The 14,118-nt window shown below is 37.3% G+C and carries 15 protein-coding genes and 2 pseudogenes; 8 read left to right on the forward strand and 9 right to left on the reverse strand.

What is annotated here, in order from left to right:
• Positions 1 to 5 precede the first annotated feature (5 nt).
• The 4 genes from D9780_RS15640 to D9780_RS15655 all read left to right on the forward strand — a co-directional run bounded on the left by D9780_RS15640 (position 6) and on the right by D9780_RS15655 (position 3,894).
• The gene (locus D9780_RS15640; protein ID WP_121640725.1) at positions 6 to 1,238 is read left to right on the forward strand and encodes an ABC transporter substrate-binding protein; all 1,233 of its coding nucleotides are present in this window, start codon (positions 6 to 8) and stop codon (positions 1,236 to 1,238) included.
• Positions 1,239 to 1,251: 13 nt separating this feature from the next.
• The gene (locus tag D9780_RS15645; protein WP_121640726.1) at positions 1,252 to 2,115 is read left to right on the forward strand and encodes a carbohydrate ABC transporter permease; all 864 of its coding nucleotides are present in this window, start codon (positions 1,252 to 1,254) and stop codon (positions 2,113 to 2,115) included.
• The gene (locus tag D9780_RS15650) at positions 2,112 to 2,930 is read left to right on the forward strand and encodes a carbohydrate ABC transporter permease (protein WP_121640727.1); all 819 of its coding nucleotides are present in this window, start codon (positions 2,112 to 2,114) and stop codon (positions 2,928 to 2,930) included. Before D9780_RS15645 ends, D9780_RS15650 begins: the two co-directional genes overlap by 4 nt.
• A gap of 232 nt (positions 2,931 to 3,162) precedes the next feature.
• Positions 3,163 to 3,894, forward strand: coding sequence for a tryptophan-rich sensory protein (locus D9780_RS15655; protein WP_121640728.1), 732 nt, complete (start codon positions 3,163 to 3,165; stop codon positions 3,892 to 3,894).
• 6 nt (positions 3,895 to 3,900) lie between these two features.
• Here D9780_RS15655 and D9780_RS21200 read toward each other — a convergent pair whose 3' ends face one another.
• On the reverse strand, positions 3,901 to 4,068 hold the full coding sequence (locus tag D9780_RS21200) for a hypothetical protein (protein WP_162985899.1): 168 nt from the start codon (positions 4,066 to 4,068) through the stop codon (positions 3,901 to 3,903).
• A gap of 245 nt (positions 4,069 to 4,313) precedes the next feature.
• On the opposite strand from D9780_RS21200, the gene D9780_RS21685 reads away from it, so the two are divergent.
• The 3 genes and pseudogenes from D9780_RS21685 to D9780_RS15670 all read left to right on the forward strand — a co-directional run.
• The gene (locus D9780_RS21685; RefSeq protein ID WP_162985900.1) at positions 4,314 to 4,634 is read left to right on the forward strand and encodes a DUF3784 domain-containing protein; all 321 of its coding nucleotides are present in this window, start codon (positions 4,314 to 4,316) and stop codon (positions 4,632 to 4,634) included.
• A gap of 6 nt (positions 4,635 to 4,640) precedes the next feature.
• A complete protein-coding gene (locus tag D9780_RS15665) occupies positions 4,641 to 5,225 on the forward strand; it encodes a sporulation delaying protein family toxin (RefSeq protein ID WP_121640730.1) in 585 nt (194 codons plus the stop codon).
• Positions 5,226 to 5,475: 250 nt separating this feature from the next.
• Positions 5,476 to 5,577 (forward strand): annotated as a pseudogene (locus tag D9780_RS15670) (transposase); the annotation flags it as partial.
• 109 nt (positions 5,578 to 5,686) lie between these two features.
• Here the strand turns inward: D9780_RS15670 and D9780_RS15675 are convergent.
• The 6 genes from D9780_RS15675 to D9780_RS15700 form a co-directional block, all read right to left on the reverse strand.
• Positions 5,687 to 6,544 carry a DUF72 domain-containing protein gene (locus tag D9780_RS15675; protein WP_121640732.1) on the reverse strand — a complete coding sequence of 286 codons (858 nt, stop codon included), beginning with the start codon at positions 6,542 to 6,544 and terminating at the stop codon, positions 5,687 to 5,689.
• Positions 6,545 to 6,793: 249 nt separating this feature from the next.
• Positions 6,794 to 7,048, reverse strand: coding sequence for a spore coat protein (locus D9780_RS15680; protein WP_121640733.1), 255 nt, complete (start codon positions 7,046 to 7,048; stop codon positions 6,794 to 6,796).
• A 10-nt stretch (positions 7,049 to 7,058) separates the two neighbouring features.
• Positions 7,059 to 7,244, reverse strand: coding sequence for a hypothetical protein (locus D9780_RS15685; protein WP_073007055.1), 186 nt, complete (start codon positions 7,242 to 7,244; stop codon positions 7,059 to 7,061).
• Between the two features lie 588 nt (positions 7,245 to 7,832).
• Positions 7,833 to 8,318, reverse strand: a complete 486-nt coding sequence (gene nrdG / locus D9780_RS15690) for an anaerobic ribonucleoside-triphosphate reductase activating protein (RefSeq protein ID WP_121640734.1) — start codon at positions 8,316 to 8,318, stop codon at positions 7,833 to 7,835.
• A complete protein-coding gene (locus D9780_RS15695; protein ID WP_121640735.1) occupies positions 8,318 to 10,195 on the reverse strand; it encodes an anaerobic ribonucleoside triphosphate reductase in 1,878 nt (625 codons plus the stop codon). The genes nrdG and D9780_RS15695 overlap by 1 nt, the downstream gene beginning before the upstream one ends.
• A 947-nt stretch (positions 10,196 to 11,142) precedes the next feature.
• On the reverse strand, positions 11,143 to 11,922 hold the full coding sequence (locus tag D9780_RS15700; RefSeq protein WP_121640736.1) for a class I SAM-dependent methyltransferase: 780 nt from the start codon (positions 11,920 to 11,922) through the stop codon (positions 11,143 to 11,145).
• Between the two features lie 189 nt (positions 11,923 to 12,111).
• Between D9780_RS15700 and D9780_RS21690 the strand changes: the two genes are divergently transcribed.
• A complete protein-coding gene (locus D9780_RS21690; RefSeq protein WP_371413748.1) occupies positions 12,112 to 12,189 on the forward strand; it encodes a putative holin-like toxin in 78 nt (25 codons plus the stop codon).
• A gap of 513 nt (positions 12,190 to 12,702) precedes the next feature.
• On the opposite strand, the gene D9780_RS21460 is transcribed toward D9780_RS21690, so the two are convergent.
• On the reverse strand, positions 12,703 to 13,362 hold the full coding sequence (locus D9780_RS21460; RefSeq protein WP_240458846.1) for a hypothetical protein: 660 nt from the start codon (positions 13,360 to 13,362) through the stop codon (positions 12,703 to 12,705).
• A pseudogene (locus tag D9780_RS15705) lies at positions 13,334 to 14,113 on the reverse strand (MBL fold metallo-hydrolase); the annotation flags it as partial. The gene D9780_RS21460 and the pseudogene D9780_RS15705, both read right to left, overlap by 29 nt.
• Positions 14,114 to 14,118: the final 5 nt, after the last annotated feature.

Consider the following 14,118-nt stretch of genomic DNA (forward strand, 5'->3'; position numbering starts at 1 on the left):
TTTTAATGAGAATGATCACTTCTCTAGCCATCTCACTCGCTGCAGCCCTCTTACTCGTCGGCTGTAGCGACACTTCTTCCCCAAAAGAAGATGTTGTAGAACTAGAATTATTTTCAAATAAAGCAGAAAACATATCCACATATGAATCTATGATTAAACGTTTTGAAGAACAGCATCCGAATATTCGAATTAAATTATATGCTCCGCCAGATGCGGAAACGTTATTACGAACAAGACTTGTTAAAGATGATATGCCAGATATGCTAGCTATCGGCGGAAATGCTTTATACAGGGAATTAGTAAATGTTGATATGTTAGTCAACTATGAAGGAGAACCGATGCTCGATCAGATTCAACCCGCTTATTTACAAACTATTTCTGATTTAGAAGGCTCTGAAAAAGAAGGCGTTCATGGCGTTCCCTTTGCCGCTAACGCCAATACGATGATTTACAATAAGACTAAGTTAAAAGAGCTGGGGGAAGATGTTCCAAAAACATGGGATGCCTTTATTCAAGTGCTTGAAAAAGCAAAAACAACAGGCGAAATTCCCATCTACTTTACTTTCCAAGATTCATGGACAACGTTGCCAGCATGGAATTCATTAGCAGGAAACTTACAACCAAAACAATTTGCCGAAAAAAAATCAAATAAAGAAGTCACATTTCAAAATACACATCAAGAAGTAGCGAAAAAATTGTTACAATTAAAAGAATATGGACATGATCGTATGTTTGGAATTGGTTATAACGATGGAAACCGTGAATTTTCACAAGGAAAAGGTATCTTCTATTCACAAGGAAACTGGGCAATTCCGGAGTTGCTCAAGTTAAATCCTGAACTTGATCTCGGTGTATTTGCGTTGCCAGTTACAAATGATCCGGCAGAAAATAATTTAGTTTCCGGAATTGATGTTCTTTTTGCAACGTTAAAAGAATCCAAGCATCCAGAAGAAGCGAAAAAATTCATTTCTTTTATGACAGAGGAACAACAACAGCAACAGTATATGGATGAACAATCTGCGTTTTCGGTTCGTACAGACGTCATATCGAATGATCCCATTATGAAAGGCATTCAAGAAAACTTTACAGAAGGAAAAATTAGTAGCTTTCCTGACCATTTCTATCCGGCTGGAATGGGCGCTCAAAATATGATACAGGAATTTCTCTACCAAGGTAACACTTCCAAATTGTTGAAAGACTTGGATCGTGAGTGGGACCAAATCCAATTAAGATATTAAGGAAGTGAATGAATTGAAAAGTCGACAACGAGCATTTTTATTTATGACCATCCCTGCCGTTATTTTGTTTTTTATCTTTCACACCTTTCCTCTTCTACAAGGAATATTTTACAGTTTTACTAATTGGCGAGGTTATGGTGACTGGGATTTTATTGGTTTTTCTAATTATATTAACGTATTTCAAGATATGCGTGCATTAAATGCATATGGTTTTACCTTTCAATTCGCTATTGTATCAACCATATTAGTAAATATGTTCAGTTTACTCATTGCCCTTGGTTTAAATGCGAATATTAAATTTCAAAAAACATTACGTGCCATTTATTTTTTACCCAATATATTAAGTATTCTTATCGTTGGGTTTATATTTCAATTTATTTTCACGATTTTCTTACCGCAATTTTCCGAGGCACTTGGTATTCAAGCGCTAGCAACAAATATTTTAGGTAGTCCAGATTATGCGTGGGTCGGCGTTGTTATTATGGCGGTATGGCAAGCGACAGCATTTAATACGATTCTCTATTTAGCTGGCTTACAGACAGTACCGGGAGATGTCTATGAAGCCGCATCGATTGACGGAGCTTCTCCATGGAAAAGATTTTGGAAAATTACCTTCCCATTAATCGCACCATTTTTTACCATTAATATGGTACTTGCATTAAAAACGTTCTTAATGGTATTTGACCACATTATTGCTTTAACTGGTGGCGGACCAGGTTATGCAACGGAATCTATTTCCGTACTCATTTATCGAGGTGGATTTGAAGGCGGACAATTTGGCTACCAATCTGCTAACGCAGTCATTTACTTTATTGTCATTGTTGTCCTTTCCATTATTCAACTTAGATTCTTACAAAAACGGGAGGTGCAACAATGAAAAAGAGAAAAAATTGGCTTGTTACTAGCCTTTTGATTATAGGAACGTTACTCATCTTTTTCCCGTTATATTTAACGATCAATATTGCTTTGAAAACACCAGAAGAGATGGTAGAACCACTCCTTTCCTTACCAAATGAGTGGCGTTTTCAAAACTTCCTTGATGCCATAGAAATGACCAATTTCTTTCATGCATTATCCAATAGCTTCCTCGTTACATTTTGCGTCGTTATCTTAACGGTGTTAACTAATTCCCTTGTGTCCTATGCGATCGCTAGGAATATGCATAAGAAATTTTATAAAGGTTTATTCTATTACTTTGTAAGTGCTATGTTTGTACCGTTTCCAATCATTATGTTGCCATTAGTGCGGCAAACAGCTATTGCTGGCATGGATAACCTAATCGGACTGATCTTTCTGTATATCGTATTTCAGCTCTCCTTTAACGTATTTATCTATGTAGGCTATATCAAATCAATTCCAGTTGCTTTGGAAGAAGCAGCTGTCATGGATGGCGCAAGTTCTTGGAAAATTTTCTGGAAAGTGATTTTCCCACTGCTTTCACCAATGAATGCAACTGTAGCCATTCTTACTGCATTATATGCATGGAACGACTTCATGCTTCCATTGGTCATCCTGACAGACCCAGAAGATGCTACGTTGCCGCTAGTGCAATATATTTTCCAATCGGAATTTAGTACAAACTATAACTTAGCATTTGCTTCTTATTTACTTGCCTTATTGCCAATGATCATCGTTTATCTCATCGCTCAAAAATGGATCATTGGTAACGTAACACGTGGTGCGGTAAAATAGTCAGTGGGGTTTTCCCCACTGTTTTTTTATACTATAAGGAAAACAATAACGTTTTTCTGTCATAAAGATTTGACGTAAGCCAAGTTTTTCTAATCCTTTATAAAAAATATCAGGAGAGTCAATTATACTTCATTTCGAGACAAGACAACGCACTATTTTTTAAATTTGTTTACAGCGATAGCATAAAAGGAAATACATTGGTATATGATGACCTTAAGGAGGAGGTTATACCATGAAAACTTCGAAATATATTATAATGATGTATCTTATTTTCTTTGCTATGATGGTTGGGATTAATTATTTCGCTGGGAGCAATGTAGGACAAATAGCCAATCAGTATGAAACGCTTATTCAGCCAGCTGGATATGCCTTTGCTATTTGGGGTGTTATCTACTTATTTTTGTTTATTTGGATTATTCGAGGATTCTTTATTCAAGGGGACAAAGCTACTTTATACAAAGAGTTTCAATTTGTTCTTCCCATTAATTTTGTTTTAAATAGTTTGTGGATTTTAACATTCACTCGTGACAACATACTACTATCAACGATTATTATCCTCTTATTATTAGGTACGCTTATTTGGATGTACCGTGTCGTATGGACAATTTCTTTCAGTCGCTTACTTGACCGCATTCCATTTTCGATTTATTTTGGATGGGTATCCTTAGCTAGTGTAGTTAACCTATTCACTTATGCAAAAAGTGAAGGAATAACTTCATTTTTAGGGTTAAGTGAGTTCATTTGGACGGTCATTGTCATCTTGTTAGTGGCAGGAATAGCGGCTCGAATTACCCTTCGTAATCAAGACCTTTTCTTACCACTTGTTTATATATGGACATTTATCGCCATTTACGTAAAAGATCAACAACAACTATTACAGTTTACTTTACTTCTATGTTGCCTTGTGCTTGTTGTTTGCTTCGTGTTCATTGCTATTAGGAAGATGAAAAAATTCGTTAAATGAACTGTACTACTTTTTTTCAGAAGGACTCCCTCTCCTTATCCACCTAACGACAAACTGCCCAAATAAATAAGTAATTGCTGTTATTATAATTGCTACATCTCTACCAAAAGGCTTAAACCATGCGCCATCATCTGGTATAAAAAAGGAACCTAACACAGAAGAAAAAATGGTCATTACGATTCCTAATAACCTTTAGGTAACACTATCACTCAAAAATTAGAAAATTTTATTGATTTTAACATTAATTTTGATATACTAATCCACAATTAAGTTATAATATATAGTGGTAATCTTTGGTAATAGTTAGCACTTTTATATCAATAGTACTTTACATTGTTCTATTTAAATATATATGAGAAATCCAGAAAAAGTTATGAATCACCTAAATGTCTGGGAAATTATGAAGGAGAAGATTAATATTGTCTTTAAATACCGACTTAAAAACCGCAATAATAATTTCTATTTTCATTGGGGTCTACTTTATTATAAGTGGATTATTAATTTGGAGAAAGCAAAAAAGAAATTTAATAGCTGGATACAAAGAAACTGAATTTAGTGGTAACAAAAAAAAACTATCAAAAGACGTAGGGATATTTTCTATAGTGATAGGCCTAATTATTTTGATATTACCAATAACTATTAAGTATTTATTCGAATGGACTGTATGGGTGTTAGTAAGTTTAATTGTTATACTTACAACATTCATTTTAATAAAGATTAATTTTCAAAATACAGATTGAAGTTTTTTGGTAATTGGTAGGATAAATTATTTTATTTTTGCAACCGTAAATGCAAAGGCTACTGAGTCACAGGAACAAAATTACACTGGTCAAGAACTTTTTGAAGGAGTGTTTTTCGGAATTGGCGAAGTAGGTAATGCACTTTCAGATTTTTGGGAACCAGCACTAGATGGTTATACTTATTCTGAAGAAGAGAGCAAAAAAATTCAATACATTGAAAAACAATTAGAAGATTACGACTCTCAATTTTTTATTGAATTTAAAGAAGGAATTGAAAGTGGGGATCAGATTGTAATTGAGGAAACAATTATTGAAACTGAAAAAGCTTTAGCAGATATATTTCATAAAGAAATTGAACAAGCCATTTCCAGACAGCCTATATCAGATGAAGAAGCTCAGTCCTTTTCACTTAAACCCGGATTTGCACTTTCTATAGCGTATTCCTATGCGGGTGTAACGCATATTGCAGGTGCGTTTGTTTTAACTTATGTTGCGGTTGGACATAAATTTATTGGTCCTAGTTCTGTAGAAAAGAAAAACCTTTTAACTAGAGAAATGTATGTAGACAGTATTGCAAAAGATTTGAACTAAAGTAAAAACTTGGGTGGCTCTGTTTCTCAGAGTCACCCAAGTTCCAAAATATACATACAACTGGTGTATATGGCTAAAAAAATAACTTCAAAGGATTTGGATTTGGCAACAGTTCGCGCATATCGTATTAAATTGTCCTTACAAAAAGGACCAGATACCATCCTTTCTGAGATATATTTTGATGAATGGTATAACTGAGTCGTTCGTTTCCAACTAAATCCTATGGTAAAAGTTAAAAAAGCATAAAAGCGGTATTTTTAGGTGGTTTGAAACCAAAATGACAAATAGGCTACTAGAAGAATCGAACAGTTTAATACAAACTGCCAAAAGAAAAGCTAGAGGATATCGTACGGCAATCACTTTATTGCAACGATCTATGTAACAGTAAATAAGGAATAATAGATTGGAATATGAAAAATAATCTTGTTTTTCAATACTAATACCGAAGAGCCGAAATTAGCTCAAAACAATCCCAACTGCTTCGGAGCGAGTCCTTCATATTCAATGCCTAAAAGTTCTTGAAATTGCTTGGCGTTTTCGGCAGCATCACCACCTGAGTTGTTGTTAAATAACACAACAATGTCCTTCGTTTCTTTTTCTAATCTCTGTATCACTTTTTTCCATTCTATAAGCTCTTCTTGATTATACTTATATAAATAACGTACATCACGCCAATTTGTATCAATGCTCGTCGGTTTATTCCAACCAACAGCATTTCTACCATGAAAACGGATAAGCGTCTGCGCTTCATTGGTTACTACTGGAACCGTCGGGATAGAACCTTCTCCTGCCTGTGGTTCATCTACAATCGAATGAACCCAGCCTTCTTGTTTCATGAATGACAATGTGCTTTGGCGAAAACGATCGCTGAACCAAGTTTGATTTCTAAATTCTAAAGCAACGGGAATATCTCCCATCATTTGCTTGCAGTAGCGTAAGTAGGTCACATTTTGTTTCGTACAATCAAACCAAGGTGGAAATTGAAATAAAACCATTGCTAACTTATCCGCCTCTTGATACGGCTGTAACGATGCTATAAATGAGTTAAACATCTCTTTTTTCGTCTCAAAAGGCGGATCCTCTTCTTTCCGTTTATGTCCCGTCATCCCTTGGTACGCTTTTACGACAAATTGGAAATTAGCAGGTGTTTCTCTTACCCATTTTTCTGCATTCTTCACTGGCTGAATTGCGTAAAATGATGCATCCACTTCCACAACAAGAAAATGGCTACTATATTCTGCTAATTTATCTTTTGCTTTAATTTGCTCAGCATATAAGGAGTAATGATCTCCCCACCCTGTCAATCCAATATAGATCAAGAAAAACCCTCCTATTTAAAAATATCATAGCATAGGAAGGTTTTTACATAAAGAAAAAAATATGACTAACTTCTATTGAAGAATATTGTACTTAAGACTTGGAATCATTTTTAATTGCATCTGCATAGCTCGGGAGAATCAGTAAAGCATGCAAGAATGCTACCGCCATGGCTTACAATGGGGGCGGGGCACCATGAATAAGAAAAGTACTTACATCCAAACGTATACATGTTATTGAAGTGAGTGCTTTTATTGACCGGAAGACAATTCCGTTTTCACTTGTTGTACTTCTTGTTGCGATGCGGGCATGGCTGGCTTATAAAATCCCTTTTGCGAGGCATAACTATAAAGCGATCGTTGGCGAGATTCATCCCCATTACGCAAATTTATGAGCGTTTGTCTTAGCTGTGCATTATTGGCTTGAGCTATATAATCGGCATAGTTCTTTAAACTCGAATTTAATCCATTTAGATAATCATTCACAATGTCTTTATCTTGTAACATGAGAACCCTCCTATTGTAAAAATGGTAATAACTGTTGCTGCGCTTGTCTAGCAGCTTGTGCATCTTGAAGCAAAATAGATTTCAGCTCTTGATCTGTGGCGGATTGTGCGTAAGTTTCCAATTTATTAGCGATCATCCCATGACCTCCAATAATCTTACGCAAGTTCTCTAATTCGGTTTGCGTTAACTGATTCATGGCACAAACTCCTTTCAGAAAAGTTCAAGCATATTTTATGCGTTTTTAGAAAGGATATACATAGTAAAAATGTTGTTTGCCTGTTAATTTGAATTTCAGCTTCAACCTTATCTTTCACAGATTGTTAGGTGCAGGCTCTGTTATTTCCTGCTTAGACGTTTTCCAGCTAGCATCTTTCATTTATAAAAATGAAATCCTTATAAGCACCTACAAACCTCAACATTTTATATAAATCTAATTCAAAGCGCTGGGACTAAAACTTAACTTTTAATTGGATAAATTAAACCACGAAACTAGGCTAGTGCTGATTCGCACTAGCCTGGTTTTTTCATCCAATTTAGAGCAACTCGGCTTACCGCCAAATCTTTATGGCGCAAGCGTAGTTTTCTTAGAATACATCTTGAAGCTGGGTAATTCCCAAAAAGGTAGGTTTTTAAAAATCACACTTGCAAAAAACACTTTATATCGTGGTTTGTTGAATAACTGTATATGTCGTGCGTCAAATGATCCCATGACCTTTTTGGGCGAGAACTTTAAGCGTTATATTTTTCTATAGTGTAAAAATGCACTATATTCTTGGTTTGTATATTAGTCATCCATAATGGAATGATTCTGCATTGTTTTCATATCAATGATACGTTGATTTTTACTTCCACGAAACGTTAACGTTAAATCACGTTCTGCTAGAATAAATGGACCATCTACAAGTACGTCCACATATTGCAGTAACTCTAACTGGTGCGGATCTTTATTCTCTAATAATTGTTCTAATGTCCATCCCGTATAAGCCCATATGTTTTTACCATGCTCTTTAAGTTGTTTAGCTACTTTAGCTACAGCCTCTGCTTGGTAAAACGGATCGCCACCACTTAATGTAATATCATTTAATGGGTTCAGCGCTTCTTCTACAATTTGATTTACATGCATTGCTTTGCCATTTCGCAAATTCCATGACTTCGGGTTATGGCATCCTTTGCAGAAATGAGGGCAACCTGCAAAAAAGATAACAGCACGTAATCCTTCTCCATCGACAACCGAATCATGATAAATAGATAACACGCTTGCTGTATCCATTACACATGCCGCACCCGATCATGTTCTTCCGAGGCTTTTGCCGTATTCCATTTATCCATCGTTCCTACAAGATAACCTGTAATCCGGCGAATGCGGTCGATTTGTTTTTCATCCGTTATTTGGCATTTAGGGCATTCATTATCTATCATCCCTGTATAACCACAGTTTTTACATCGATCTACTGGATGATTCACACTTCCATAACCAATACCACTTTCTGCCATTGTTTTCACAAGTGTATCCATCGCCTTTAAATTTTTACTTACATCGCCGTCTACTTCAATGTACGTAATATGGCCAGCATTCGTATATGGATGATATATTGCTTCTCGTTTTATTTTTTCCATAGCACAAATTGGATAGTATACTGGGATATGAAACGAATTTGTATAATAATCTCTGTCAGTAACGCCTGGTATTCTGCCAAATTCCTTTTGATCTTGCTTGGTAAACCGACCGCTTAAACCTTCAGCAGGAGTTGCTATTAAGGAATAATTTAAATCATATTGGTCACAAGCCTGATCACATTTGCTACGTAAAAACGCAACAATTTCTTCCCCAGTACTCTGTGCTTCATCAGATTCGCCGTGGTGCTTGCCTGTTAAGGCTACTAAGCATTCTGCTAAGCCGATAAAACCAACGCTTAAGCTTCCTTGTTTTAACACTTTTTCTAATCTATCCTCAGGGCCTAATTGTGAACTTCCTTCCCATACTCCTTGCCCATGCAAAAAGGTGAAATCTTTCACAAGTTTACGCGCCTGAAATAAATAACGATCATACAATTGACGTATAACAATATCTGCGTATTCATCTAATTTTTGTATAAAAGCTTCAAAAGATTGTGTAGTAAGTGCTAATTTCACTAAGTTGATACTTGTAAATGACAAGTTGCCTCTGCCAAGACTATTTTCTTTTCCGTGACGATTAGCCATTATTCGTGTGCGACATCCCATATAAGCTACTTCTGAGTATGGGTTATCAGGTTCATAATAGTGTAAATTAAAAGGTGCATCAATAAAGCTAAAATTAGGGAACAGTCGTTTTGCTGTCGTTTTAAGCGCTAGTTGATACAAATCATGGTTTGGATCTTCTTTATAGAAATTAATGCCTTTTTTCATTTTAAAAATTTGAATAGGAAAGATTGGCGTTTCTCCCTTACCTAAACCTGCTTGCGTAGCTAACAATAAATTTTTTACAATCATTCTACCTTCTCTGCTTGTATCTGTACCATAATTAATGGACGTAAACGGAACTTGACCACCACTTCGAGAATGAAGGCTGTTTAAATTATGAATAAACGCCTCGCATGCTTGGTAGCATTCATGATCTGTCTCCGACCACGCTAATTCCTCCAATTCCTGTTTAGAAAGCGCAAGCGGGTACTGTTTTAATTTCCGTAAACGTTTTTCATAGGAACGTTTAACAAACGGTGCTAAATCATAATCAAATGCTGGAAAACTTTGGCCTCCGTGTTGTTGGTTTTGATTGCTTTGAAAAATAATCGCCGCTAACGCCATCGCACTTAAAATCGTTTGTGGGGAGCGCATATGACCATGTCCCGTGTTGAATCCTTTTTCCAATAATTTTCCTAAAGGAACTTGGCAACAAGTAGCCGTTCCTGTCGGCATATAGTCTAAATCATGAATATGAATATAGTTTTCTGCTACAGCTTGGTTAGCTTCTTCGCTTAACATTTGTTGCTTTGCATAGAACTTCGCACTTTCATTGGCAAATTTATTCATCTGTCCACATGGCGATCTGCCATCAACATTGGCATTTTCTTGAATTAAATCTTGATTAGAGCTTGACACAATGTCTTGAAAAGCCAGCATCAAGTCTTCACCTATGTTTTTGGGAGTGTTTTTTGTTTCAATCATTTTTCTTCTTCCTCCATTCTTTCCATTGTAGGAATTACTCTTTCCTACTACCTATAAGGCACGACCTGAACCCTCTAAATAAGAGTGTAGGTGTTATTTTCCCGTGAAATTATTTTGCGGTTGGTAAAACCTTCTCGAAAATAAAAAGGACACCTTGCGAACGAAATATGTTTTTTTCTATTTATGTAATAAGATCATGTTTAGAGTTTTAATTGAATGAAAAACATAAAGCATTTACATACACAAATAACTATATATAGTGTCGGGAAAATAAAACAAACACTATATATAGTTATATAATAGACCACTTCGTATTAAATTTCAAATGGATATTTTATGACTTTTTGATGTAAAAAAAGCAACGTTCGGGTTTTGCCTTAAAATCAACTTGACATTTTCTAAAAGGATATTGTTTACTTTTTCATTAGAAAAGTTTGGCTTGCCGCCACGTCTTATGGCGAATGACATAGTTTTTCTTATACTATAAACCAAAGTCTCGGGGAGCCTGGTTAGTAGCGTAGCGAGTAGAGCAAATCAGCTAAAGTTTTAGGAATCATGCTCCTGCAACAGGATTATGCCGCCGCACTAAAGCAAGCCCGTTTTTAGTCTCCCATTTAGCACGAACTGATGATGACTTAGCTTAGGACGATTCGTGAAGTCGCCTAGTTGCTGGGCGATGGAGCCGAACGTAGCTTATTCGGTTATTTTGTATACATAAGCCCCTAATTTTATACATTCCTATCTTTTTAGAAAAACTTGGCTTGTTGGCAAGTCTATAGCTCTAGTTTTGTTTATTACGATAAACCAAAAAACCTTATACTTTTTTATAGTATAAAAAGGCTTTAAATGCTGTAGTGCTTGCTCAGCGCACATCTTCTAAGTAGGAGTCTTACAAGCACTTTATCTTAAAATATAACTCGTTACTAATACGCATTTCACAAACCTTCCTAAATAGATGCCTTTATTGCTTTTGTTGCGATAAAGCATTTTAAATGTTGATCTATCGGTCTTTTGCCCCCAAAATCGTCTTCAAAAAAACCTGCAATCACAAAGCCTGCATCCACCTGCCCTTGAATTTGGTCTTCTAAAGTATGACCAAATTCAATCGTGTGATTTGCTTTTAAATACGTCTCTACTTCTTCTTCACAAAGGTCTTGTAAAGAATGAAAAGGAATTGTATGCTTTACAACTAAATTTCCTTTTCGATCTTCTTCATCATCAAAAATAAATAACACAGGATTCGTAAAACCAGAAATAAGTGTACCGTTCGTTTTTAACACCCGAGCCGCTTCATGCCAAACATGGGAAATATCTTTCACAAACAAATTTGCAACAGGATGAACAATGATATCAAACGTTTCATCCTGAAAACAAGATAAATCCGTCATGTCACCTTGTACAGTTTTTAGATTTAATCCTTCACGTTCAGCGACGAGCGAATCTTTTTCCAGTTGCCGATTAGATATATCAAATACTGTAACGTCAGCTCCAGTTGTAGCTAAAATAGGCCCTTGCTGTCCCCCACCAGAAGCTAAGCACAAGATTTTCTTCCCTGTAAGAGATGCAGGAAACCAGCTTCTCGGAACAGGTCTATTCGTCGTGACGGTTATTTCCCAATTTCCCGCTTTACTTTTTTTAATTACATCGCTAGATGCTTCCTGCGTATAAACTGCCCTGTCTTCCACTTTCTTGTCCCACGCAAAACGATTTTGCTCCCCAATATCCACCTTTTCCTCTCCCCATTCTAAACATTTATCTATAGAGCACTTGAAACGATCGATCAACGGTGCCAACACTCAACTAACTAAGCCTTCTGACCCTTTAGTTATAAAACCATTGTATGATATAATGCGACTAAGTGCATAAGGCTTTCATGGGTGGTGGCTCATCCCTTTATGAAAGGGGGTGAGGCCTATATGACAGTTTTCGAAGGATTGGTCTTAATGATCTCGTTCGGAACGCTCATAGCAGCAATTCTGTCACAAAAAAAGTAACCACCCTAGCCTGACGAGCATTTCATGGTTACTTTTCTCAAAATGTGAGTCGCCCCCTTTAAGGGCTATGCACAAACCGTTTGGTGTTCCAGCACCAAGCGGTTTTATTCGTTTGACTATCTATATATAGTATACCTGATAATACATCAAATGAAAACCGCATATTCGTTCCAAAACTTGTGCGCAACTCTTGTTATGAAGTAGGCAATTGTTTTTTTTGCGGCGAGGCTTTTGAGACCGGGCGGATTAGTTGCGTTGATGAGCTATCTTCCGATGAGTGCGAGCGATTTCTTCGCGTTGATGAGCGATCTTCCGACAAGTGCGAGCGATTTCTTGCGTTGATGAGCGATCTTCCGACGAGTGCGAGCGATTTCTTCGCGTTGATGAGCGATCTTCCGACAAGTGCGAGCGATTTCTTGCGTTGATGAGCGATTTTCCGACGAGTGCGAGCGATTTCTTCGCGTTGATGAGCTATCTTCCGACGAGTGCGAGCGATTTCTTTGCGTTGACGAGCTATTTTGCGACGAGTGCGAGCGATTTCTTGCGTTGATGAGCGATCTTCCGACGAGTGCGAGCGATTTCTTGCGTTGATGAGCGATCTTTCGACGAGTGCGAGCGACTTCTTCGCGTTGATGAGCGATCTTCCGACAAGTGCGAGCGATTTCTTCGCGTTGATGAGCGATCTTCCGATGTGAGCGAGCGATTTCTTGCGTTGGTGAGCGATCTTCCGACGAGTGCGAGCGATTTCTTGCGTTGACGAGCGATTTTCCGACGAGTGCGAGCGATTTCTTCGCGTTGATGAGCGATCTTCCGACGAGTGCGAGCGATTTCTTCGCGTTGATGAGCGATCTTTCGATGTGAGCGAGCGATTTCTTCGCGTTGATGAGCAATCTTTCGATGTGAGCGAGCGATTTCTTGCGTTGATGAGCGATCTTCCGACGAGTGCGAGCGATTTCTTGCGTTGACGAGCGATCTTTCGATGTGAGCGAGTGATTTCTTACGTTGATGAGCTATCTTCCGACGAGTGCGAGCGATTTCTTGCGTTGATGAGCGATCTTCCGACGAGTGCGAGCGATTTCTTCGCGTTGATGAGCGATCTTCCGACGAGTGCGAACGATTTCCTCTGTTGATGAGCGATCTTATTAAAATTGATGCGGAAACCGTTGAACTCATGTACACCAGTTCCAAACTTTGCAAGGCTGTTCTCTCGCAAATACGTAACTGCTTGCTTCACTTCTTGTAAAATTGATGCGTCTAGCCCGAGTGTATTATGTGAGCCAAAGACTTTCTTTACTCCATCTATGTTCGATATTTTTTCTAAAGACATAACTAAATCAACTGGGTTAGTGGATGGATAAAAAGCGTAGATTGGTGTTTGATCATAAAGTAAATCTCCCGTAAATAAATACCCCTGTGTTGTATCATATAAGACGATATGACCAGGCGAATGGCCAGGCGTATGATAGATAATTAATTGTCTATTCCCCAATTCTATCCTGTCTCCGTCCTTCAGAACATTGGTAGGATAGCCTTGAAATGGTGTATACGTATCTGGATGAAACGTTGCCGGGGTTGGAAGGCTTATATCCCTTGCTATATCTATTCTTATTTGTGCTAATGTCAACCCCTCAATTCCATGTATGAGCCAGTCTTGATCTGCTTCATGAACGTGAATGGTATCATATTCTCCATGGCTCCCAATATGATCTGCATGAACATGCGTTGTAACTACTTCAATCGGTTTACTTGTTAATTGATCAGTCATTCTTTTTATATTATCAATTCCTAAACCCGTGTCGATTAAAGCAGCCTTATGCTCACCTATGACTAAAAAAGAGTGAACTTTTTCCCAATGGCCGTATTCACTAATGGCAAATGTATTGTCAGCTATTTTTTGTACGGTAAACCAAGCATCCTGTATCAATGGGT

This window comes from Virgibacillus sp. Bac330, assembly GCF_003667845.1.
Lineage (GTDB): Bacteria > Bacillota > Bacilli > Bacillales > Amphibacillaceae > Virgibacillus > Virgibacillus chiguensis.

Coding starts and splice junctions, on each gene's coding strand:
- D9780_RS15640 (WP_121640725.1), top strand. CDS start 6: ATGAGAATGATCACTTCTCTAGCCATCTCACTCGCTGCAGCCCTCTTA.
- D9780_RS15650 (WP_121640727.1), top strand. CDS start 2,112: ATGAAAAAGAGAAAAAATTGGCTTGTTACTAGCCTTTTGATTATAGGA.
- D9780_RS15655 (WP_121640728.1), top strand. CDS start 3,163: ATGAAAACTTCGAAATATATTATAATGATGTATCTTATTTTCTTTGCT.
- D9780_RS21200 (WP_162985899.1), bottom strand. CDS start 4,068: ATGACCATTTTTTCTTCTGTGTTAGGTTCCTTTTTTATACCAGATGAT.
- D9780_RS15680 (WP_121640733.1), bottom strand. CDS start 7,048: ATGTTACAAGATAAAGACATTGTGAATGATTATCTAAATGGATTAAAT.
- D9780_RS15685 (WP_073007055.1), bottom strand. CDS start 7,244: ATGAATCAGTTAACGCAAACCGAATTAGAGAACTTGCGTAAGATTATT.
- nrdG (WP_121640734.1), bottom strand. CDS start 8,318: ATGGATACAGCAAGCGTGTTATCTATTTATCATGATTCGGTTGTCGAT.
- D9780_RS15695 (WP_121640735.1), bottom strand. CDS start 10,195: ATGATTGAAACAAAAAACACTCCCAAAAACATAGGTGAAGACTTGATG.
- D9780_RS21690 (WP_371413748.1), top strand. CDS start 12,112: ATGACAGTTTTCGAAGGATTGGTCTTAATGATCTCGTTCGGAACGCTC.
- D9780_RS21460 (WP_240458846.1), bottom strand. CDS start 13,362: ATGAGTTCAACGGTTTCCGCATCAATTTTAATAAGATCGCTCATCAAC.